This is a genomic window from Methylosinus sp. shoA, from assembly GCF_059718125.1.
Map to the genome: position 1 here is coordinate 4,453,749 of NZ_AP046091.1, position 20,219 is coordinate 4,473,967.

Sequence of the window (20,219 nt, forward strand, 5' to 3'; positions counted from 1 at the left end):
CGGCGGCCGTCGGGCGGCTATTGTGCGCGCGCCGGATCACGCAGAAAAGGGAAGAGACCGAGTGAACAAGCCGCCGATGGAGCTCGCGCGAAACGCGCCGACGAAGAGCGAGCTGATCCAGATCATGATCGGCCTCGGCCTCGCCATGCTGCTCTCGGCGCTGGACCAGAGCATCGTCGCCACCGCAATGCCCACCATCGGCGCAGATCTCGGCGATTTCGCCCATCTGCCCTGGATCGTCACCGCCTATCTCGTCGCCTCCACGGCGGTGACGCCGCTCTACGGCAAGCTCGCCGACATCCACGGGGCGCGCGCCATGCTGCTGATCGGCGTCGCCACTTTCGTCGCCGGCTCCATCTTCTGCGCCCTCGCGCCGAGCATGGGCCTGCTCGCGCTCGCCCGCGGCGTGCAGGGCATGGGCGGCGGCGGGCTCATCGCTCTGGCCCAGACGGTCATCGCCGATCTCGTGACTCCGCGCGAGCGCGGCCGGGTCATTACCTATTTCTCGGTCGTCTTCATCGCCGCCAGCGTCGGCGGGCCGGCGCTCGGCGGCGTCTTCTCCGAATATCTGCATTGGTCGCTGATCTTCTGGATCAACGTCCCGCTCGGCGTTCTCGCCTTCTGCATGAGCTGGTTTCATCTCGGCCGCCTGCCGGAGCGGCGCCATCCGCACCGGCTCGACATCGCCGGCGCGCTGCTGCTCGTCATCGGCTCGAGCGCGACACAGTTCGCGCTCTCCTGGGGCGGCGAGCGCTATGCCTGGAACTCGGCCCCGACCCTCGCTTTGCTGGCGGCGGCGGGCGCGGCCTGGGCGCTGTTCGCCTGGCGCACCCGCGCGGCCGAGGAGCCGCTGATCCCGCTCGCCGTGCTCGGCGACGCCGTGGTGCGCGACGCGACGCTCTCGGGCGCCTTCGGGCTCGGGACCTTCATCGCGCTGACCATGTTCCTGCCCATTTATTTCGAGGGCGCGCTCGGGCTCGGCGCCGACCAATCCGGCGTCGCGCTCATTCCGCTCACCGTGGCGACGGTGACGGGAGCGACGATCTCCGGCCGTTTGATGAGCCGCTTCCGCCATTACAAGGCTGCGCCGCTCGTCGGCCTCTCGGCCGCGACCGTCGCCATGGCCGCGATGTGGCTCTCGCTCGGCGCCCTGCCTCTGCCCGCGCTCCTCGCGCTGCTCGCGGTGGTCGGGCTCGGCGTCGGGGCCATGCTGCCGGTGACGACCGTATCGGTGCAGAACGCGGTTCCGGCGCACAACCTCGGCACGGCGACGGCGGTGACGCAATTCTCGCGTCAGCTCGGCGGCGTGTTCATCGTGGCGATTTTCGGCGCCATCGTCATCGGCGGCCCCTCCTCCGCCCCCGCCGAGCCGGAGGCGCTGCGCGCCGCCTTCCGCACGGCGCTCGGCGTCGGCGCGCTGTTCATGCTGGCGAGCTTTCTGTTCATCGCGCGGATGGAGGAGAGGAATTTGCGTGGAGAGGGGTAATCGAGGGGGCTCCAGCGAGCGGGGAATTTGAAGCCCCATTTGCATTCCGCCCCTAATTCCCCCACTCTCCCCGCATGCGCAACCGCAGCCGTCTCCGCGCCTTTCTCTCCGGCCTCCTCGCCACCGCGCTCGCGGCGCCCGCCCACGCCGAGGACAGCGGCCCACGCGTGTCGATCATCCGCGACGCCGAGATCGAGCAATTGCTGCGCGATTATACCGCGCCCGTCTTCAAGGCCGCCGGAATCCATACAGGCGCCGCAAAAATCATCCTCGTCGGCGACCGCTCCTTCAACGCCTTCGTCGCCGACGGGCAGAAGATCTTCGTCAATGTCGGCGCGCTCATCGAGGCGAAAACCCCCAACGAGATCATCGGCGTGCTCGCCCATGAGAGCGGCCATATCGCCGGCGGCCATCTCGCCCGCGGCCGCCAGGAGCTCGCCCGCGCCGCCATTCTCTCCGTCGCCGGAATGCTGGCGAGCGCCGGCGCCCTCTACGCCGCCCGCGGCTCCTTCTCCCGCTATAACGGCTCCGTCGGCATGGATTCGGCCGGCGCCGCCGGCATTCTGATGGGCCCGCAGGAGGCGGTGAAACGCTCGCTGCTCGCCTATCAGCGCGGCGAGGAACAGGCCGCCGACCGCATGGCGGTGCGCTTCCTCACCGCGACACGCCAGTCGGCCAAGGGCATGCTGGAAGTCTTCGACCGCTTCGCCAGCGAAACCCTGTTCAAATCGACGACGATCGATCCCTATCTGCAGTCGCATCCCCTCCCCAACGAGCGCATCTCCAATCTGCGCCAAGCGGCGGAGCAATCGCCCTACTTCGAAACGCCCGATCCGCCGGCGCTGCAGGCGCGGCACGATCTGATGCGCGCCAAGCTCATCGGCTTCACCGGCGATGTGGGCGAGGTGGGGCGGCGCTATCCCGTCTCTGACCTGTCGCTGCCGGCGCGCTATGCGCGGGTCATCGCCGACAGTCGCTTCGGCCGGCTCGAGGAGGCGCTCGCCGGCGCCGACGCGCTCGTCGGCTCCCAGCCCAAGAACCCCTATTTTTGGGAGCTGAAGGGGCAGATTTTGCTGGAGGCGGGCCGAGCGACACAGGCGATCGCCCCTCTGCGCAAGGCCGCCGCGCTCGGAGGGCCCAAGGCCACGCCGATCCGCGTGCTGCTCGGCCATGCGCTGGTCGCCTCGGAAAACCCCGCCTTCACCGACGAGGCGATCAAAGTGCTCGCCAACGCCACTCAGGCCGACGAGGATTCGTCCGAGGCCTGGGAGTTTCTCTCCATGGCCTATTTCCGCAAGGGCGATTCCGCCAAGGCGCAGCTCGCCGCGGCCGAAGGGCTGTTCGTCGCCGGCAAATATGTCGAGGCGCGCACTCAGGCGTCGCGCGCCCAGGCGCAATTCAAGGAAGGCTCGCCCGGCTGGCTGAAGGCGGACGATATTCTGACATATCGCCCGGCGGGGTCCGAATGAGCGCGCCCCTCAGAAGGGCATGCCGACTCCCATTCCGCCGCTGGAGTTCATATTGACGGGCGCGCGCCCGTAGCGGGGCGCATCGTCGTCCTTTTCCTTCTTCTTCGGCGGGGATTTTCCGGGCGACCAGCCCTCGAGCTCGCCGAACTGGCGGTTCTCCCCCTTTCCGTTCGCGGCGTCCTTCTCGGGCTTCGCGGCGACATCCGGATTTGCGACGACGCGTCGCGGCTTCGCCTTCTTGACCTTGGCGGGAGCCGAAGAAGCGCCGCGCGCCCCGGTGTCGAGCGTCCACTCCTGCGCCCCCGCGCCGCCGGCGACGGTTGCCAGGGCGAGCACGGCGGCGATCGTGAGATGCGGGCGCAATCGCATGATGGCTTACTCCACGAGCATGTCCACTGGCGAGAGGATGCCCCCTCGAACGCGGAAACACAAGCGGCGCCCGCCCGCGATCGTCTCCGGACCGCTTCGCGAGCGCGACGGCAATGCGGCTCACTCTTTCTTCGTGTTCTGCGCAATGGCGAGATTCTTCAGCTCGGCGATCGCCGTGCCGGGCCGCAGGCCCTTGGGGCAGGCGTTCGAGCAATTGAGAATGGTGTGGCAGCGATAGAGGCGGAAGGCGTCGTCGACATAGGCGACGCGAGTCTCCGTCGCCTCGTCGCGCGAGTCGGCCACCCAGCGCTGCGCCTGCAGCAGCGCCGCCGGGCCGAGGAAACGGTCGGAGTTCCACCAATAGCTGGGACAGGAGGTGGAGCAGCAGGCGCACAGAATACATTCATAGAGCCCGTCGAGCGCGTGGCGCTGTTCCGGCGACTGCAGCCGCTCCTTTTCCGGATCGGGGCTCGCCGCCTGCAGCCAGGGCTCGATGGCCGCGTGCTGGGCGTAGAAATCGCCGAGATCGGGCACGAGATCCTTCACCACCGGCAGATGCGGCAGCGGATAGATTTTGATCACGCCCTCGATCTCGTCCATGCCCTTGGTGCAGGCGAGCGTGTTGAGCCCGTCGATGTTCATCGAGCAGGAGCCGCAGATGCCCTCGCGGCAGGAGCGGCGGAAGGTCAGCGTCGGGTCGACCTTGTTCTTGATCCAGAGAATCGCGTCGAGCACCATCGGCCCGCAATCGTCGAGATCGACGAAATAAGTGTCTATGCGCGGATTCTCGGCGCTGTCCGGGTCGAAGCGGTAGATGCGGAATTCGCGGAGCCGCGTCGCGCCCTCGGGCGCGGGCCAGGTCTTGCCCTCGACGGGACGGGAGTTCTTGGGAAGGACGAATTCGACCATTTCTTCCTCAACGCTTGCGGTCGCGCGCGGAGCGACCCGCCTCATAGCCGAGAAAGTCCATTAATGCGTCCTCCTCGGTGATCTGCAACATTCGGATATCGCGAACCGAGGGCTTGAACCAAGGGAAAAGCGCGTCGTCCGACGATGGAGCGCCGCGAGCTCCTCGATCCGCGCGATCGCCTCGGCGCTCAGGGTTCGGATGGCGATCGCGTTCATGGCGCACCTATTCCTGATTTCGAACGAGGTGGTTGCTTCTCGGCGACGCCGTGCTCGAGACAATGCTCAATACACACGCGCCTTCGGCTCTATATAAGCCACCTCGTTGGACAGCGTGTAGCTGTGCACCGGGCGATAGTCGAGCGCTGCCGTCTTGCCCGCGTCGTCGATCGACGCGAGCGTATGCTTCATCCAATCGGCGTCGTCGCGGTTCGGGAAATCCTCGCGGGCGTGAGCGCCGCGGGATTCGGTGCGGTTCTTCGCCGAATCCATCGTCACCACCGCCTGGGCGATCAGATTGTCGAACTCCAATGTCTCGATGAGGTCGGTGTTCCAGATCAGCGAGCGGTCGGTGATCCTCAGATCGGCGCTCTCGCGCCAGACGGCGTGGATCGCCTGCGAACCTTCCTCCAGCACCTCGCCGGCGCGATAGACGGCGCAATGCGACTGCATCACGCGCTGCATCTTCAGCCGCAGCTCGGCGGTCGGCGTTCCGCCGGAGGCGTAGCGGAATTTGTCGAGCCGCGACAGCGCGAGATCGGCGGAATCGGCCGGCAGTTCCGGCTGCGTCTGCCCCGGCTTCACCACCTCGGCGGCGCGCAGGCCCGCGGCGCGGCCGAAGACGACGAGATCGACGAGCGAATTGGAGCCGAGGCGATTTGCGCCATGCACCGAGACGCAAGCCGCCTCGCCGATCGCCATGAGGCCCGGCACCACGACATCCGGATCGTCGCCCGTCTTGCGCAGGACCTCGCCGTGAAAATTGGTCGGTATGCCGCCCATGTTGTAGTGCACAGTCGGCAACACCGGAATCGGCTCGCGCGTCACGTCGACGCCGGCGAAAATCTTGGCGCTCTCGGAAATGCCCGGCAGGCGCTCGTGCAGGATCGCCGGATCCAGATGCTCGAGATGCAGATGGATGTGGTCGTTGAGCTTGCCGACGCCGCGCCCTTCGCGAATTTCCACCGTCATCGCGCGCGACACCATGTCGCGCGGCGCGAGATCCTTCACCGACGGCGCATAGCGCTCCATGAAGCGCTCGCCTTCGCTGTTCGTCAGATAGCCGCCCTCGCCGCGCGCGCCCTCGGTGATGAGGCAGCCCGCGCCATAAATGCCGGTCGGATGGAATTGCACGAACTCCATGTCCTGCAGGGGCAGGCCGGCGCGCAGCGCCATGCCGCCGCCGTCGCCCGTGCAAGTGTGGGCGGAGGTCGCTGAGAGATAGGCGCGGCCATAGCCGCCGGTGGCGAGAATGGTGAGCGCGGCCCGGAAGCGATGGATGGTCCCGTCGTCGAGTTTGACGCATACGACGCCGCGCGCGGCGCCCGATCGATCCATGATGAGATCGATGGCGAAATATTCGACGAAGAAGCGCGCGTCATAGCGCAGCGCCTGGCCATAGAGCGTGTGCAGCATGGCGTGGCCGGTGCGATCGGCGGCGGCGCAGGTGCGCTGCGCGGGCGGCCCCTTGCCGAAATCCGTGGTCATGCCGCCGAAGGGGCGCTGATAGATGCGCCCGTCCTCGGTGCGCGAGAAGGGCACGCCCCAATGCTCGAGCTCGTAGACCGCCTCCGGCGCGTTGCGGCACAAATATTCGATCGCGTCCTGGTCTCCGAGCCAGTCGGAGCCCTTGACCGTGTCGTACATGTGCCATTTCCAATCGTCCGGCCCCATATTGCCGAGCGCGGCGGCGACGCCGCCCTGCGCCGCGACCGTGTGCGAGCGGGTGGGGAACACCTTGGTGACGCAGGCGACGCTGAGGCCCGCCTTCACGCAGCCGACGACCGCGCGCAGCCCTGCGCCGCCCGCGCCGACCACCACCACATCGAAACTGTGGTCGATGATCGGATAGGCTCTGCCGCCGATATTGGCCGTCGTCGTGTCGCCGTTTGCAGACATCTCGATCCTCGTCGAAAGAAAAGCGCGTCCGCTCAGCGCGGCGCGGCGATGATCATGATCGACAGCGTCCACGTAGCGGCGATGGCGATCGTCAGCCATTTGTTGATGAGCAGAGCCCTTTCCTTCACCGCTTCGTCATGGACGTAATCCTCGACGATGGTCTCCATGCCGAGGCGGGCGTGATAGGCCGCGACGCAGATGAAGACGATCAGCGTGATGGCCGGGAAGGGTCGGCCGAGCTCCGCGCGCGCCACCTCGAACGGCTTGCCGGAAAGTTGGGCGATGAACCAGATCGACAGCAGGCCGAGCGGCGCCAGCGCTTTCGCGCTGTGACGCATGGCGAGCGCATGCAGCGAGCCGGAATGGTCGGACGTGAAGGCGGCTCCTTTGCCGCTGCGCCCGCTGTCGAACATGGCCTTTCCTCCGGTAGGGACCGCGCATAACGGATTTGGAAAATGGGACGAGGACGCGGCTCGTCAGCCGAAGAGGGCGACGCCGCTCCACAGGACGATGGTGAGCGCCACGCTTCCGCCGAGCGTCGCCTTGGCGAGGAGCTCCCGGCCGGGGCCGTCCAGATAGAGGCCGCGATCCCAGATCGCATGGCGCACGCCGCCGAGCAGATGATGAAACAGAGCCCAGCTGAACAGGAAGACGAAAGCGCGGCCGATGACGGAGTCCACGATCCAGGACACGGCCGAGAAGGCCGACGGGCCGAGCGCGAGCCCGAGCAGATAGAGCGCGAGAAGGATCGCCCCCGCATAGAGCGCTCCGCCGCTGATGCGATGGGCGATCGACATCACCATCGTGAAGATGGGCTTGTAGACGGAGAGATGTGGTGAAAGCGGCCGCGCTGCGGCGAGCCTCTCGCTCGAATCGGCTTCGGCCATGCTCGTCCTCTCTTTCCCAAGTCCCCGCTGAGAGATAATTCAATCGCGCTGCGGCTGCAACAACGCATTCGCGAAGGGCGCAAAGGCTTCGTTCAAATGACGTATCTCGTACGTCGGGTCTCCGTTCGCATCGATTTTTTTGCGGCGCCGCATCGCTCTTTGGCCACGCATCGCGCCAAAATGCGTTCCCATTGCCGCTCGATCTGTTAACATGCCAGAGCCGACGTCGCGTAGAGGCCAGCAGGCGCGGTCATTCGGTCGACCCTCGTCGAGATTTTTCGGCGCGTCGATCGCTGTGTGCGAGTTGCGTTTCCGTATTTGTCGAAATGCGTCGGACCGCCGGGCAATTTCTCCCGGCGGAGGGTGGCCTGCCGGTCTCATCATTACTTTTTGGTCCACACATCTCGAGAGCGATCTATGAATTACGGTGAAACCATCCATATCTGCGGCATCGATCCGATCATTCGGACGTCCTTGAAAGCCATATTGGACAAGACCGATTATCGCGTCCGGCTGCACGATGACGCCGGGCGCTTCTTCGAAGCCGTCGAGCCGGAAAGCCGCGGCTGCGTCCTCGCTTATATCGACATGCCCGATCTGATCGGTCTCGACTTCCTCGAGACCGCGAAGACACATCGGATCGAACTGCCCGTTATCGTCATTACCGCGCAGGCGAATGTGCGCGGCGCAATCCAGGTGATGAAGGAAGGCGCCTATGATCTGCTCGAGCTGCCGCTGAACGAGGACAAGCTGCTCGCCGCAATTCAACAGGCGATGACGCAGCGCGTCGACTTCCGCGCCTATCGGGGACGTCCGCGGATGACGCCGGGTCGTCTCAGCACGCTCACCAGCCGCGAGAACGACGTGCTCGCCGGCCTGGTCGAGGGCAAGCTCAACAAGGTCATCGCGCATGAGCTCGGCATCAGCGCGCGGACCGTCGAGACACATCGTTCGCACATCATGACGAAGATGCGGGTGAAGAGCGTCGCCGACCTGGTGCGCATCTCGCTCGGCGCCCCGCGGCACGATCCGAGTCGGATCATGCCGCCGGCCTCGCGCCAGATGACGGCGGAGGCCCCCGACAGCCGCCGCTGATCGCGGCGCCCCGATCGCGAGACGAGGAGGCTCCGGGGCGTGGCCCGCGCAACCGCATGACGCGTGCGATGCGGCCATGCGGACGCCACGCTCCGGCGCTAGAATATCATCTATGCGAATCGATCGATCGGCCCGAGCGCCCATGAACGAGACCGTCCCGGCGCAGGCCGCGACGCTCTGGGTGGATCTCACGGCGCTCGTCGCCAATTGGCGTCTGCTGGCCGCGCAAGCGCCGGGCGCCGATTGCGCGGCCGTGATCAAGGCGGACGCCTACGGGATCGGCGTCGAGCAGGCGGCTCGCGCGCTCGGCGCCGGGGGCTGCCGCACATTCTTCGTCGCCACCGCTGAGGAGGGCGAGCGCGTTCGGGCGGTCGCGCCCCGCGCCATCGTCTATGTGCTCGAGGGCCTGCCCAGAGACGGCGCCTTCATGCTCGCCGCGGCGCGCCTGCGCCCGGTGCTCGCCTCGCTCGAGGAGATCGGCGAATGGGCCGCCTTCGGTCGCTCGATCGGCCGGCGCCTGCCCGCCGCCCTCCAATTCGACACCGGCATGAACCGTCTCGGCCTCGCCTTGCGGGAGGCGGCCGCGGCGGCGGCGGCGGCGCAGGATGTGGATCTGACGCTGGTGATGAGCCATTTCGTCTGCGCGCAATGGGCGGACGATCCGCGCAACGCCCGGCAGATCGCGGATTTCCAGGAGGCTCTGCGGTTTTTCCCGGGGGCGCCGGCCTCGCTGTGCAATTCATCGGGGATTTTTCTCGGGGCGAAGCCGCATTTCGATCTGCTCCGTCCCGGCTATGCGCTCTATGGCGGCAACCCGACCCCTTCGGCGCAAAATCCGATGCGGCCGGTCGTGCGGCTCGAGGCGAGCGTCCTGGCCGTGCGGGAGATCGAGGCCGGCGAGAGCGTCGGCTATGACGGCGTCTGGACGGCGACCCGCCCGACGCGCCTTGCGACGCTCGGGCTCGGCTATGGTGACGGCCTTCCGGCGAGCGCCTCCTCCGGCCCGGGGCGCTCGGGCGCGGAGGCGATCGTCGCCGGCCGTCGCTGCCCGCTGGTCGGCCGCGTGTCGATGGATTTCGTGATGCTCGACGTGACCGACATCCCCGAATCCTCGGTCCATCGCGGCGCGACCGCCGAAATTCTCGGCGCGACGATCGGCGTCGACGAACTGGCCCAGCGCAGCGGGACGATCGGCTATGAGATATTGACCCGGCTCGGCCGGAGATATGAGCGCCGTTATATCGGCGTCTGACGGTCGGTCACCGTCGGTCGCCGGGCGAGGTCGTGTCGCGTCCGAGGATGAGCGGAACACTCGCGTCGATCTGCGTCGGGCGGTGGGCGCTCTTTTCCATCACGGCGACCTCGATCGCCAGATCCTCGATCCTCTGATTCAGCCCGCCTTGCACGGAATTGACGATATTCTGAAGAGATTTGATGTTCTCTATGACTTGCAGGTGCTCGGCGAGCTCTTTCGCCGCCTGTGCGATCTTGTCACGTCCGAGCATCTTTCAGCAGAACTCCGGCTACGGCGCGGCCGATGTAATCGAGATGCGCCTGTGGAGAATCGAGCAGTTCGGCGCATACCAGAGCAAGCGCTCGGGTTTTTATCAGTTCATATTCGGCGCCGGCGAATTCCTCCTCTTCGGAGACGGTCGGCGCCTCGGTGCGAGGCGCAGGCGCATGGGTCGTGAAACAGAAGAACGCATCCTTTCCCTGCTCGCTCGACTGCACGAAGCCGAAGCCCCTGCCCTCGTCGAACCATTTCACCGTTTCGGAGGTCGCTCTCTTCGAGGCGCGGCCTCCCGCGAGGCGCGCAAGAGCCGTCTTGACGACGAACGACATCAGCCCTTCGCCCGCCCGAGACGCCCCGCGGTCATCCTCCTCCTGGTCGGCGACTTTTCCTGTCGACATAAGCTACTCGTCGAAACGGAAATATCCACCGGTTTCGTGAATCGCGCGTTCGGCCCCGCTCTCACGCCCGCTCGAACCAGGGCGTCAGCACCGGATAGCCTTCGCCCCCCAGCAGGGCTGCGGTTTCATAGAGCGGCAGGCCGACCACGGCCGAATAGGAGCCGATGAGCCGCACGGCGAAAGCGCCGGCGAGGCCCTGAATGGCGTAGCCGCCCGCCTTGCCGCGCCATTCGCCGGAGGCGAGATAGGCGTCGATCTCGGTCGAGGACAAGCGCTTGAAGCGCAGCCTCGTCTCGACGAGGCGGCGGCGCTCGGCGCGGCGCGGCGTGAGCAGGGTGACCCCGGTGAACACCCGGTGCTGGCGGCCGGAGAGCAGCCGCAGACAGTCCTCGGCCTGCTCCACATCCTCGCATTTGGGCAGGATGCGGCGGCCGACGGCGACCACGGTGTCGGCGGCCAATATATAGCACCCTTCGAGCTCTGGGCGGTAAGCGATCAGTTTGACGGCGGCGGCGGCCTTCTCGCCGGAAAGACGCTGCGCGAGGCTGCGCGGCAGCTCGTTGCGCTGCGGAGTCTCGTCTATGGCGGTCGGCAGCAAGGCGTCGGCGTCGAGGCCGATCTGCTGCAGAAGCGCGAGCCGCCGCGGCGAGGCGGAAGCGAGGGCCAGAAGCGGCCGCGCGGCGGTCTGAGGGGACGTCACGGCGAACGGCTCCGCGCCCTTGTGGCAATCATTTGAAACGATAGGTGATCCGCCCTTTGGTCAGATCATAGGGCGTCATCGCGACCAGCACCTTGTCGCCGGTGAGCACACGGATGCGATTCTTGCGCATCTTGCCGGCGGTATGGGCGATGATCTCGTGATCGTTCTCGAGCTTGACCCGAAACGTCGCGCTCGGCAGCAGCTCGGTGACGATTCCGGGAAATTCCAGCAGTTCTTCCTTGGCCATGTGGTTCCTTCTTGCCGGGCTCGCGCGCGTCGCGCGGCCCTCCATAGCGAAAGGCCCGCTGATCGCGGGCGCAGCTCGAATATGGGATCGGAATCGGGACGCGCAAATCCGCGCCGGACCCTAGCCGAGAACGGATGACTTGTGAACCGGGGCGCGAATTCGCCGGGACGGAATCCGGCCGCCGGCGCGCGCGGCCGCACTCTCGCCACGCCCCTGCTGTCGGTATAAGGAGAGCCGCAGGGCGCCTTCGACGCGCGCCATGGCGTCGTGAAGAGAAAAGGAAGGCCCTTCCGCGTGAAAAAGGAAGAATATCGCTACATCGCCGGATTGCGCGCCGTTTCGATCGTCGCCGTCGTCGCTTTCCACCTCGCGCCGCAGACGATGCCGAGCGGCTATGCCGGCGTGGACGCCTTCTTCGTGATATCCGGTTTCATCGTCTCGGGGTCCTTGCACAAATACAGCTTCGCGAGCGTTCGCGAGTTCCTCCAGTTCTTCTACGCGCGCCGCTTTCGGCGCATCGTCCCCGCCCTGGCCGTCATGCTGCTGACGACCTTCTTCCTGGCGGTCCTGTTCATTCCGAACATGATCTTCGGCAGCAATATGCGCGAGGTCGCGACTGCCGCCTGCTTCGGCTTTTCGAACATCGTGCTCGGCCGGGGAACCGACTATTTCGGGACGGACGGCGCCTTCAACGCCTTCACCCACACGTGGTCGCTCGGCGTGGAGGAACAGTTCTATCTGATCTTCCCGGCGCTTTTCTTCCTGATGCGATGGCGCGCCGACGCCTCGCGCCTGCTGCTCGCTCTCGTCCTCTTGTCGCTCGCCTCCGGCTTCGACTGGCGCAAAGGGACCTTCGACGCCGGGTTCTACTCCAGCCTCGCGCGCTTCTGGGAGATCGGCGCGGGCGTCCTCGCCTATCGAATGCTGGCGAAGAGAGGTCTCTTCGAGCCCGACGCCGACGCCGGCAGGGAACTGACGCCGCTCACCCTGGCGGGGACCGCGCTGCTGGCCTTCGCCTTCTTCTTCTCGAAGGCGGAAACCTTCCCGACGCCGGGCGCGCTGGCTCCGGTTCTGGGAGCGCTCTGCCTCATCGGCGCGCTCCATGCCCGCCGGCCGACGAGCCTCATCGGCAAGACGCTCGTCTGTGGTCCCGCCATGTGGCTCGGCGCGCTCTCCTATTCGCTCTATCTCTGGCACTGGCCCATCATCGTCCTGTTCAAATGGACGATCGGCATACAGACGCCCGTATTGAAGGCCGCGGCCCTCGCCGTGAGCGTCGCCGCGGCGCTCGCCTCCTATGAATTCATCGAGAAACCTTATCGCTACGGGCCGTGGCTGCGTTCCCAGAGGCGCGCCATCGCCGTGTCGCTCGCGGCGCTGGTCGCGACCTGGGGCGGCATTACTCTGCTGCGTGCGCTGGCGCCGCAGCTGTCGGCGAGCGTCGTGGTGCACAATGCGCCGGACTGGCTTCCGCATCTCAATCCGATCACCTCGGAAGGGGCGTGCACGGTGACGACCGAGAGACAGGTCGAAAGACAGGTCGACGGAGAGGAGATCGCCGAACGCATGACCCGCGTCGGATGCGGGCAGACGGGCGCGCGGACGCTCCATATGGCGGGGGACAGCCACGTCTGGGCCTATCGGACATTCGCCCAGCTCTATGCATTGCGTACGGGAACGCGCGTTTCGGTGCGCTATTTCCCCGGCTGCGCCATGCTCCATACGCTTCCCGTCTCCACGGAATGCGTCCAGCGTCTGCGGCGCTGGACCGCCGAGATCGCCGCCGAGATCGCGCCGGGAGACGCGATCTTCCTGCCCGGGCTGCGCACGATCCGATACAGAAACAGCTATGTCGACCAGCTCGAGCCGCTGACGCCGGATCTTTCGAGCCGCATGCGCGAGGCGAACGCGCTCGAAGACGCACGCGCGATTTTGCGCGCGCTCGACAAGCCCGGCGTTCATATTCTGGTCGAAGCGCCGAAGCCGATGTACAAGACCGCGCTCTTCAGATGCGTCGACTGGTTCGACCGGAACAATCCGGTCTGCGCCGAAGGCGATCGCCGGCCGCGTGCCGAGGAGGAGGAGCATCGCCGGCCGGTGATGGAGATGCTCGCGACGCTGAAGGCCGAATTCCCGCGGATCGAAATCTTCGATCCGCTGCCCTTCCTCTGCGGCCCCGAAGAATGCTCGGCCTATCTGGACGGCAAGCCGCTCTATCTCGACAGCGATCACGTTTCCGGCTTCGCCAATCACGTGATGCTGCCGCCGATCGCCGAGGCGCTCGCGCGCTTCGGATTTCCCCGGCCGACCGTCGCCGATGCCCGCGAAAGCGACGCTTCGCGATGAAGGACGAACGTCAGCCGAAGGGGAACCGCGATTTTGCCAGCATATAGGCCGCGACGGCGAAGACGACGATGGCGAAGGCGATGGTGAGCCGTCCCGTCTTCTTCGACAGGCGTCGCGCCGCGGCGACGCCGAACATTGTTCCAACGGCGCCGCTGCCGATGAGCACCGCCGCGAGCAGCCAATCGACGAGATCCGAAACGGAATAATTGAAGGCCGTCGTCAGGCCGAAGACGGCGACGGCGACGAGCGACGTGCCGACGGCGTTGATCAGCGGCATTCCGGTGGAGCCGACGAGGCCCGGCACGACCAAGACGCCGCCGCCGATGCCGAAGAAGCCCGAGAACAGGCCGGTCACGAAGCCATAGGCGCCGACCTTCGGCGCGCGATCGAACGTGCATTCGACCGCGGCGTCCCCCGATCTGCCGCGGCCGCGCAGCATCAGCACGCCGGTCATGATCATCACGAAGGCGAAGAGCAACAAGAGTTTTTGGCCATTGAAGCTCTTGCCGAGCGTCGAGCCGACCGCCGCGCCGACAGTTCCCGCCGCCGCATATATGCCGCCGCAGCGCCATTTCACCGAGCCGGCGCGCGCGTGATTGAACAGGCTGAAAGCGGCGTTGACGGCGACCGCGAAGGCGCTCGTCCCGATCGCGACGTGCGGATCCTCGACGCCGACCACATAGACGAGCAGCGGCGCCGCCAGCACCGAGCCGCCGCCGCCGATGAGGCCCAGCGTGAAGCCGACGCCGACGCCGCAGGCGGCGGCGATCACATATTGGACGAGCTCCAGGGCCACGCTTCCCTCGTCATTCGGCGGGTTGCGCGGATATCTCGATCATATGCGGCTCGCACAGCCATTCCTGGCCCTCGAGCATCATGTTCCAATAGATCGGCGGCAGCAGCCGCTCCTTGAGGAACCACGCGACGCGCGACGGCCTCGTCCCGTCGATCAGCCATTTCGGAAAGCTCGGCAGCAGCTTGCCGCCATAGCCGAACTCGGCGAGCACGATCTTGCCGCGCTCCACGGTGAGCGGGCAGGAGCCATAGCCGTCATAGCCGACATGCGGCTGCTTCTCGTCGAGAACCGACAGCACGTTGACGGCGACCACCGGCGCCTGCTTGCGCGCCGCCGCCGCGGTTTTCGCATTGGTCGTGGCGATTGCGTCGCCGAGCGCGAAAACGTTTCCGTAGCGCGTGTGGCGCAAGGTCTGGGGATCGACGGCGATGAATCCCGTCTCGCCGGCGAGCGGACTCGTCGCGACGAAATGGGGCGCTTTCTGCGGCGGCACGGCGTGCAGCATGGCGAATTCGCGCTCGACGCGAACGATATTTCCGCCGACGTCCTTTTCCTCGAAGGTCGCGGCATTCGAAGCGCCGTCGACGGCGACGAGCTTCGATTCGAAGCACAGATGAATGCCGTAGCGCTCCACATATGCCATCAGCGCCGGCACATAGGCGGGCACGCCGAAGAGGATCGCGCCGGCGTTGTGGAACTCGACCTCCATTTCTTTCAGCACGCCCGCGCGGCGCCACGCATCGCAGGAGAGATACATGGCCTTCTGCGGCGCGCCGGCGCATTTGATCGGCAGGGGCGGCTGCGTGAACAGCGCGCGGCCCTTGCGCAGCGAACTCGCCAGCCGATGCGTGTAGGGCGCGAGATCGGCGCGGTAATTGGAGGTGACGCCATTCTCGCCGAGCGTCTCCACGAGGCCCGGGATCGCGTCCCAATCGAGCTCGAGACCCGGCGAAGCGACGAGCGCGCGATAGCGCAGGCGCGAGCCGTCGTCGAGAACGACCTCGTTCGACTCCGGCGCGAATTCGGCGACGGCCTGCCTGATCCATTCGGCCTCGTCCGGAATCACAGAGGCCATCGGCCGCTTCGTCGTCTCCGGCGAGAACACGCCGGCGCCGACGAGCGTGAAGCCGGGTTGATAATAATGCACGTCCGCCGGCTCGACGATCGCGATCGAGAGCGAAGAACGGCGCTTCAGCAGGCTCGCAGCCGCCGCTATGCCGCCGCTGCCGCCGCCGACGATCACGACGTCATAGTCTTTGCGCCCACGATCGCCGCGCGCGAGGATGCCCGTCTTCGGCGGCTCGATATCCACGCCGGCGCCTTTCGCCGCAGAGGCGCCGGACGTCTTCGCTCGGGAGAGCGCCCAGAGCGCGCTCGCACGGCGGCCCGACTTGCAATAGCCGAGAACTCTTCCATCCGCCTTCGCCAGCGCTGCGTCGAATTTTTCGATCGCGTCATCGTCGAGATCGGCCATCGTCACCGGAACATGCGCCGCCGCGAGGCCATGCGCGGCGGCCCAGCCGGCGACATCGGCGAAGCTCGGCTGGCCTTGCTCCTCATTGTCGGGCCGACAATCGACGATCAGTCGAAATCCGTCGCGCGCGGCGCGAGCGACATCGTCCTGCGAGAGTTGCGGCGAAATGGAAAAATCGGGAGTGAGAGCGACGAAGCTCATGATGATGTCACCTTCTCGGATCGCGGCGATGCGTCAGCGACGCGCGCAGGTGGAGACGCCCAGCAGCCCATAGGCGGGACAGAAGGAGAAGAGACTGGTGAGAAGCGTGGCGAGCGCGACGGCGCCGAGCACGATGGCGATCGTTCCGCTCAGATGGCCGAGCCCATAGGCGACGGCGATGGCGGCGACGACGAGCAGTCGAAGGAGGCGATCGACCATTCCGACATTCTTGGACATGATGTCACTCTTTCCGTTGGACGAGGTTTCGGCGACTGCGAATGCGTTGCAGAAACATTCCGAGCGTCATTGCGGCGACGAAGGGCGCGGGACGGGGCGAGGGCGAGATCGGCGAGCGCAGGTCGGATCGAATGCGCCGAACAGATCGCGAAAGCCGCAAGACGAACGGCGCGAGCGGCGTCAGAACACGTCCAGAGGCAGCTTCAGGTAGCGGGTTCCGTTGTCCTCGGCCGGCGGCAGCCGTCCGCCGCGCACATTCACCTGCACCGAGGGCAGGATCAGATGCGGCAGGTCGAGCGTCTTGTCGCGCGCGGTTCGCATCGAGACGAAGGCGTCTTCCTCGATCCCGTCATGGACATGGACATTCTTCGTCCGCTCGTCGCCGACCGTCGTCTCCCAGAGGAAATGATCGCGGCCGGGCGCCTTGTAGTCGTGGCAGAGGAAGAGGCGCGTATCGGCCGGCAGCGACAGCAGGCGTCGGATGGAGCGATAGAGCGCGCGGGCGTCGCCGCCGGGGAAATCGGCGCGCGCCGTGCCATAGTCCGGCATGAACAGAGTGTCGCCGATGAAGGCGACGTCGCCGATCACGAAGGCGACGTCGGCCGGCGTGTGGCCGGGCGCATGCAGCGCGATCGCCGGAATTTCGCCGACCGCGAATGTGTCGCCGTCGCCGAACAGCCGGTCGAACTGCGAGCCGTCACGGGCGAACTCGGTTCCGAAGTTGAACAGCTTGCCGAAGACGTTCTGGACGATGGCGATCTCGCGGCCGATGGCGAGTTTTCCGCCGAGCTTCTGCTGGAGATAGGGCGCGGCGGAGAGGTGATCGGCATGGGCGTGGGTCTCGAGCAGCCAGTCGATTTTCAATCTTTCATGATTTACGTAATCGATGACCTCATCCGCGCCCTTGGTGGAGGTGCGGCCGGAGGCGGCGTCGAAATTCAGGACGCTGTCGACAATGGCGCCGCGACGCGTCGCGGGGTCGAAGGCGACATGCGTAGCGGTAAAGGTCGGCTCGTCGAAGAAGGTGACGACCTGGATCGAAGGTCGCGTCCCGGCGGCGAGGACCTGCTCGGTGGCGCGCCGCAGCGCTGCGTCGGTCATTGGCGAATCCTCTTAATATTCATTATTACATTAATTATGTAATCGTATAAGAGGTTGTGTCAAGCGCCGAAAGGGGGCACAGAGAACCCATGGAAAAAGAACCGATTCCAGCTCCGGCGGGGGGCTGCGGGGGGTTGCGCATCGGCGATGCCGCGCCGGTCTTCCGCGCGCGCTCGACCAAGGGCGAGGTGCGACTCGACCAGTTCCGCGGCCGCTGGCTGATTTTTTTCTCGCATCCGGCGGATTTCACCCCGGTCTGCACCAGCGAATTCGTCGCCCTCGCCCGCGCCGCGCCGCGCTTCGAGGCGATCGGCTGCGCCCTTCTCGGCCTGTCGGTCGACAGCCTCTATTCGCATCTCGCCTGGGTGCGGGCGATCCGCGACATCTTCGGCGTGGTCGTGCCGTTTCCGATCGTCGAGGACCCGTCCATGGCGATCGGCCGCGCCTATGGGATGCTGGACGAAACCGCCCAGGATTCTTCGGCGATGCGAGCCACTTATTACATCGACCCGCTCGGGATCGTGCGGGCGCTGACCTGGTATCCGCTCACCGTCGGACGCTCGGTCGAGGAGATGGCGCGATTGGCGACGGCTTTGCAGAGGACCGCTTCGGGCGAGGTGATGACGCCGGAGGGGTGGACGCCCGGCGGCGATCTGCTGCTGCCGCCCGCGACCGGCGTCGCCGAAGCGCTCGCGCCAGGCGCGCCCGATGATTGGTTCTACCGGACCTGCAAAGACAAATGACCGCGATCCACCAGTCCCGCGAGCGCGCCAACGAGGCGGCCGAACGGCTGAAAATCTACGCTCAGCCGCAGCGGCTGATGATTCTCTCCTTTCTGCTCGCCGGCGAGCGCACGGTCGGCGAGATCGAGGCGGCGACCACGATCGTCCAGCCTGCGCTGAGCCAGCAGCTCGCCGAGCTGCGCCGCGCCGCTCTGGTCGAGACGCGGCGCGCGGCCAAGCAGGTCTATTACAAGCTGGCGGATGCGCGCGTCGCGCTCTGCGTCCGCTGCGTCGAGGCCATATTCGAGGGGGCCGATCCCGAGGGCGCATTGGCCGAGGCGCTGCGGAGCCCGAGCCCGCAGAGGGAGGCGCACAGCCACGCCGGCGCCGCGGGCTTCGCCGAGATCATTCCGTGACGCTCGTCATCTCCCCGCTTTCGTCTATAGTGCCGCGCAAATCGCATCCGAAGGACGCTCGTCCATGCTTCATCTCGCTCGGCCGCGCAGCAGGGCGGCGCTGATTCTCGCGCTCGCGCTCGCCGGCCTCTCCGGCTGCGGGCGGCGCGGCGCGCTCGACCTTCCGCCGGAGGTTGCGGCGCGGCCGAGGGAGGCGGTTGTGCAGAAGACCACGGTCACGCCCGAAGGATCCGAGAAGCCGGTGGCGGAAGACGTGAAGGCGGTGGAGTATATCCCCGGCACGACCGGCTTCCGGCCGCCCGAGCGCTATCCCTTCATCCTCGATCCGCTGCTCGACTAGGGACGCGCGTCGGTCTATCGGAAGCACAAAGGCCGCCTCCCGGCGTTCGGCGCAGGCGGGTAGGATCCATCGATGCATCATTTCGACTATCGCGCCGGCGTCCTCCACGCCGAGGACGTGGCGCTGCCCGAGATCGCCGAGACGGTCGGCTCGCCTTTCTATTGCTACTCCGCGGCGACGATTCGGCGGCATTTCACCGTCTTTTCCGCCGCTTTCGCGGGGCTGGACGCGCTCGTCTGCTATGCGGTGAAGGCCAATTCCAACCAGGCCGTCCTCACTCTGCTCGCCGGCCTCGGCGCCGGCATGGACGTCGTCTCGGGCGGCGAGTTGCGCCGCGCCCGCGCCGCCGGCGTCCCTGGCGGGAAGATCACTTTCTCCGGCGTCGGCAAGACGGCGCAGGAGATTGCGCTCGCCATCGACGAAGACATTTTCTGCTTCAATGTCGAATCGGAGCCCGAGCTCGCGGCGATCTCGCAGATCGCCGCCGTGAAGGGCGCTCGCGCGCGCATTTCCCTGCGCGTCAATCCGGACGTCGACGCCAAGACCCACGCCAAGATTTCCACTGGGCTCGCCGAGAACAAATTCGGCGCGCCATTGTCGCGCGCGCGCGACATCTATGCGCAGGCGGCGCGCCTGCCCGGCCTCGAGGTCGTCGGCGTCGACATGCATATCGGCTCGCAGATCACCGATCTGCGTCCCTTCGACGAAGCCTTCTTACTGCTCGCCGAGCTCGTCGTCGCCCTGCGCGCCGACGGACATGCGATCTCCCATGTCGATCTCGGCGGCGGACTCGGCATTCCCTATCACGCGGGCGAGGACCCGGCGTCCTATCATCCCGACCGCTACGCCGAGATCGTGCGCCGCCATATGGGGGCGCTCGGCTGCAAGCTCGTGTTCGAGCCGGGGCGGCTCGTCGTCGGCAATTCCGGCGTGCTCGTGACGCGCGTCCTCTATGTGAAGCAGGGCGAGGCCAAGACCTTCGTCATCGTGGACGCGGGCATGAACGATCTGGTGCGTCCGACGCTCTATGACGCCTGGCACGAGATCATCCCCGTGGCGCAGCCCGCGCCGCATGGACGCGAAATCCTCGCCGACATCGTGGGCCCGGTCTGCGAGACGGGCGATTACATCGCGCTCGGCCGCGCCATTCCGGAACCCGCGCCGGGCGATCTGCTCGCCGTCCTCACGGCCGGCGCCTATGGCGCCGTGCAGGCGGGAACCTATAATACGCGCCCGCTGGTTCCGGAAGTTCTGGTCGACGGCGCGCGCTGGGCGATCGTGCGCGAGCGGCAGAGCGTCGAAGATCTGATCGCGCTCGATTCGGTTCCCCGTTGGCTGCGCGATCCGTCGAAGGGGCCGTGAGCGAGCCTCGAGGCCGCGCCGCGACGATCGAACCGC

Annotated in this window: 23 protein-coding genes; 9 read left to right on the forward strand and 14 right to left on the reverse strand. The window is 66.6% G+C overall.

The genetic code is table 11. The features are described from left to right. Window positions 1-61 precede the first annotated feature (61 nt). Together AC6IW9_RS20960 and AC6IW9_RS20965 are read left to right on the forward strand one after the other, a co-directional pair. Window positions 62-1,486, forward strand: a complete 1,425-nt coding sequence (locus AC6IW9_RS20960; protein ID WP_497766920.1) for an MFS transporter — start codon at window positions 62-64, stop codon at window positions 1,484-1,486. A gap of 74 nt (window positions 1,487-1,560) precedes the next feature. Further along, on the forward strand, window positions 1,561-2,955 hold the full coding sequence (locus AC6IW9_RS20965) for a M48 family metalloprotease (protein ID WP_497766923.1): 1,395 nt from the start codon (window positions 1,561-1,563) through the stop codon (window positions 2,953-2,955). A gap of 9 nt (window positions 2,956-2,964) precedes the next feature. Here AC6IW9_RS20965 and AC6IW9_RS20970 read toward each other — a convergent pair whose 3' ends face one another. The 6 genes from AC6IW9_RS20970 to AC6IW9_RS20995 form a co-directional block, all read right to left on the reverse strand. Then, a complete protein-coding gene (locus tag AC6IW9_RS20970; RefSeq protein ID WP_497766925.1) occupies window positions 2,965-3,324 on the reverse strand; it encodes a hypothetical protein in 360 nt (119 codons plus the stop codon). Window positions 3,325-3,444: 120 nt separating this feature from the next. Continuing rightward, window positions 3,445-4,233, reverse strand: a complete 789-nt coding sequence (locus AC6IW9_RS20975; RefSeq protein ID WP_497766927.1) for a succinate dehydrogenase iron-sulfur subunit — start codon at window positions 4,231-4,233, stop codon at window positions 3,445-3,447. A gap of 282 nt (window positions 4,234-4,515) precedes the next feature. Beyond that, the gene (gene sdhA / locus AC6IW9_RS20980) at window positions 4,516-6,348 is read right to left on the reverse strand and encodes a succinate dehydrogenase flavoprotein subunit (protein ID WP_497766929.1); all 1,833 of its coding nucleotides are present in this window, start codon (window positions 6,346-6,348) and stop codon (window positions 4,516-4,518) included. Between the two features lie 32 nt (window positions 6,349-6,380). After that, a complete protein-coding gene (gene sdhD, locus AC6IW9_RS20985) occupies window positions 6,381-6,761 on the reverse strand; it encodes a succinate dehydrogenase, hydrophobic membrane anchor protein (protein WP_497766932.1) in 381 nt (126 codons plus the stop codon). A 63-nt stretch (window positions 6,762-6,824) separates the two neighbouring features. Further along, window positions 6,825-7,235: a succinate dehydrogenase, cytochrome b556 subunit gene (gene sdhC, locus AC6IW9_RS20990; RefSeq protein ID WP_497766935.1), complete on the reverse strand. Its 411-nt coding sequence runs from the start codon at window positions 7,233-7,235 to the stop codon at window positions 6,825-6,827. Window positions 7,236-7,274: 39 nt separating this feature from the next. Next, a complete protein-coding gene (locus AC6IW9_RS20995; RefSeq protein ID WP_497766938.1) occupies window positions 7,275-7,427 on the reverse strand; it encodes a hypothetical protein in 153 nt (50 codons plus the stop codon). 225 nt (window positions 7,428-7,652) lie between these two features. Here AC6IW9_RS20995 and AC6IW9_RS21000 point away from each other — a divergent pair, with 225 nt between their 5' ends. Beyond that, the gene (locus AC6IW9_RS21000; protein WP_497766941.1) at window positions 7,653-8,330 is read left to right on the forward strand and encodes a response regulator transcription factor; all 678 of its coding nucleotides are present in this window, start codon (window positions 7,653-7,655) and stop codon (window positions 8,328-8,330) included. A gap of 142 nt (window positions 8,331-8,472) precedes the next feature. Further along, window positions 8,473-9,582, forward strand: a complete 1,110-nt coding sequence (gene alr / locus AC6IW9_RS21005; protein ID WP_497766944.1) for an alanine racemase — start codon at window positions 8,473-8,475, stop codon at window positions 9,580-9,582. A gap of 7 nt (window positions 9,583-9,589) precedes the next feature. Here the strand turns inward: alr and AC6IW9_RS21010 are convergent, their stop codons facing one another. The 4 genes from AC6IW9_RS21010 to infA form a co-directional block, all read right to left on the reverse strand. After that, window positions 9,590-9,835, reverse strand: coding sequence for a hypothetical protein (locus AC6IW9_RS21010; RefSeq protein ID WP_497766945.1), 246 nt, complete (start codon window positions 9,833-9,835; stop codon window positions 9,590-9,592). Further along, complete coding sequence (locus AC6IW9_RS21015; protein WP_497766948.1) at window positions 9,822-10,241, reverse strand: cold shock domain-containing protein; 420 nt, start codon at window positions 10,239-10,241, stop codon at window positions 9,822-9,824. Before AC6IW9_RS21015 ends, AC6IW9_RS21010 begins: the two co-directional genes overlap by 14 nt. Window positions 10,242-10,302: 61 nt before the next feature. Further along, window positions 10,303-10,941 (reverse strand): Maf family nucleotide pyrophosphatase, encoded by a 639-nt coding sequence (locus tag AC6IW9_RS21020; RefSeq protein WP_497766950.1) that lies wholly within the window; start codon window positions 10,939-10,941, stop codon window positions 10,303-10,305. A gap of 28 nt (window positions 10,942-10,969) precedes the next feature. After that, the gene (gene infA, locus AC6IW9_RS21025) at window positions 10,970-11,188 is read right to left on the reverse strand and encodes a translation initiation factor IF-1 (protein ID WP_497766953.1); all 219 of its coding nucleotides are present in this window, start codon (window positions 11,186-11,188) and stop codon (window positions 10,970-10,972) included. A 294-nt stretch (window positions 11,189-11,482) separates the two neighbouring features. On the opposite strand from infA, the gene AC6IW9_RS21030 reads away from it, so the two are divergent. After that, the gene (locus AC6IW9_RS21030; RefSeq protein WP_497766956.1) at window positions 11,483-13,534 is read left to right on the forward strand and encodes an acyltransferase family protein; all 2,052 of its coding nucleotides are present in this window, start codon (window positions 11,483-11,485) and stop codon (window positions 13,532-13,534) included. 10 nt (window positions 13,535-13,544) lie between these two features. Here the strand turns inward: AC6IW9_RS21030 and AC6IW9_RS21035 are convergent, their stop codons facing one another. The 4 genes from AC6IW9_RS21035 to AC6IW9_RS21050 form a co-directional block, all read right to left on the reverse strand. Further along, window positions 13,545-14,330: a sulfite exporter TauE/SafE family protein gene (locus AC6IW9_RS21035; protein WP_497766958.1), complete on the reverse strand. Its 786-nt coding sequence runs from the start codon at window positions 14,328-14,330 to the stop codon at window positions 13,545-13,547. A 10-nt stretch (window positions 14,331-14,340) separates the two neighbouring features. Beyond that, window positions 14,341-16,005 carry a bifunctional protein tyrosine phosphatase family protein/NAD(P)/FAD-dependent oxidoreductase gene (locus AC6IW9_RS21040; RefSeq protein WP_497766961.1) on the reverse strand — a complete coding sequence of 555 codons (1,665 nt, stop codon included), beginning with the start codon at window positions 16,003-16,005 and terminating at the stop codon, window positions 14,341-14,343. Between the two features lie 33 nt (window positions 16,006-16,038). Further along, a complete protein-coding gene (locus AC6IW9_RS21045) occupies window positions 16,039-16,242 on the reverse strand; it encodes a YgaP family membrane protein (protein WP_497766964.1) in 204 nt (67 codons plus the stop codon). A 180-nt stretch (window positions 16,243-16,422) separates the two neighbouring features. Continuing rightward, window positions 16,423-17,343, reverse strand: a complete 921-nt coding sequence (locus tag AC6IW9_RS21050; RefSeq protein ID WP_497766967.1) for an MBL fold metallo-hydrolase — start codon at window positions 17,341-17,343, stop codon at window positions 16,423-16,425. 89 nt (window positions 17,344-17,432) lie between these two features. Between AC6IW9_RS21050 and AC6IW9_RS21055 the strand changes: the two genes are divergently transcribed. From AC6IW9_RS21055 to lysA, 4 genes are all read left to right on the forward strand, one after another. After that, a complete protein-coding gene (locus AC6IW9_RS21055) occupies window positions 17,433-18,086 on the forward strand; it encodes a peroxiredoxin (RefSeq protein WP_497766969.1) in 654 nt (217 codons plus the stop codon). Next, window positions 18,083-18,481 (forward strand): ArsR/SmtB family transcription factor, encoded by a 399-nt coding sequence (locus tag AC6IW9_RS21060; protein ID WP_497766971.1) that lies wholly within the window; start codon window positions 18,083-18,085, stop codon window positions 18,479-18,481. Before AC6IW9_RS21055 ends, AC6IW9_RS21060 begins: the two co-directional genes overlap by 4 nt. A 64-nt stretch (window positions 18,482-18,545) precedes the next feature. Further along, window positions 18,546-18,821, forward strand: coding sequence for an LPS translocon maturation chaperone LptM (gene lptM, locus AC6IW9_RS21065; protein WP_497766974.1), 276 nt, complete (start codon window positions 18,546-18,548; stop codon window positions 18,819-18,821). Window positions 18,822-18,893: 72 nt separating this feature from the next. Next, window positions 18,894-20,183 (forward strand): diaminopimelate decarboxylase, encoded by a 1,290-nt coding sequence (lysA, locus tag AC6IW9_RS21070; protein WP_497766977.1) that lies wholly within the window; start codon window positions 18,894-18,896, stop codon window positions 20,181-20,183. Window positions 20,184-20,219: the final 36 nt, after the last annotated feature.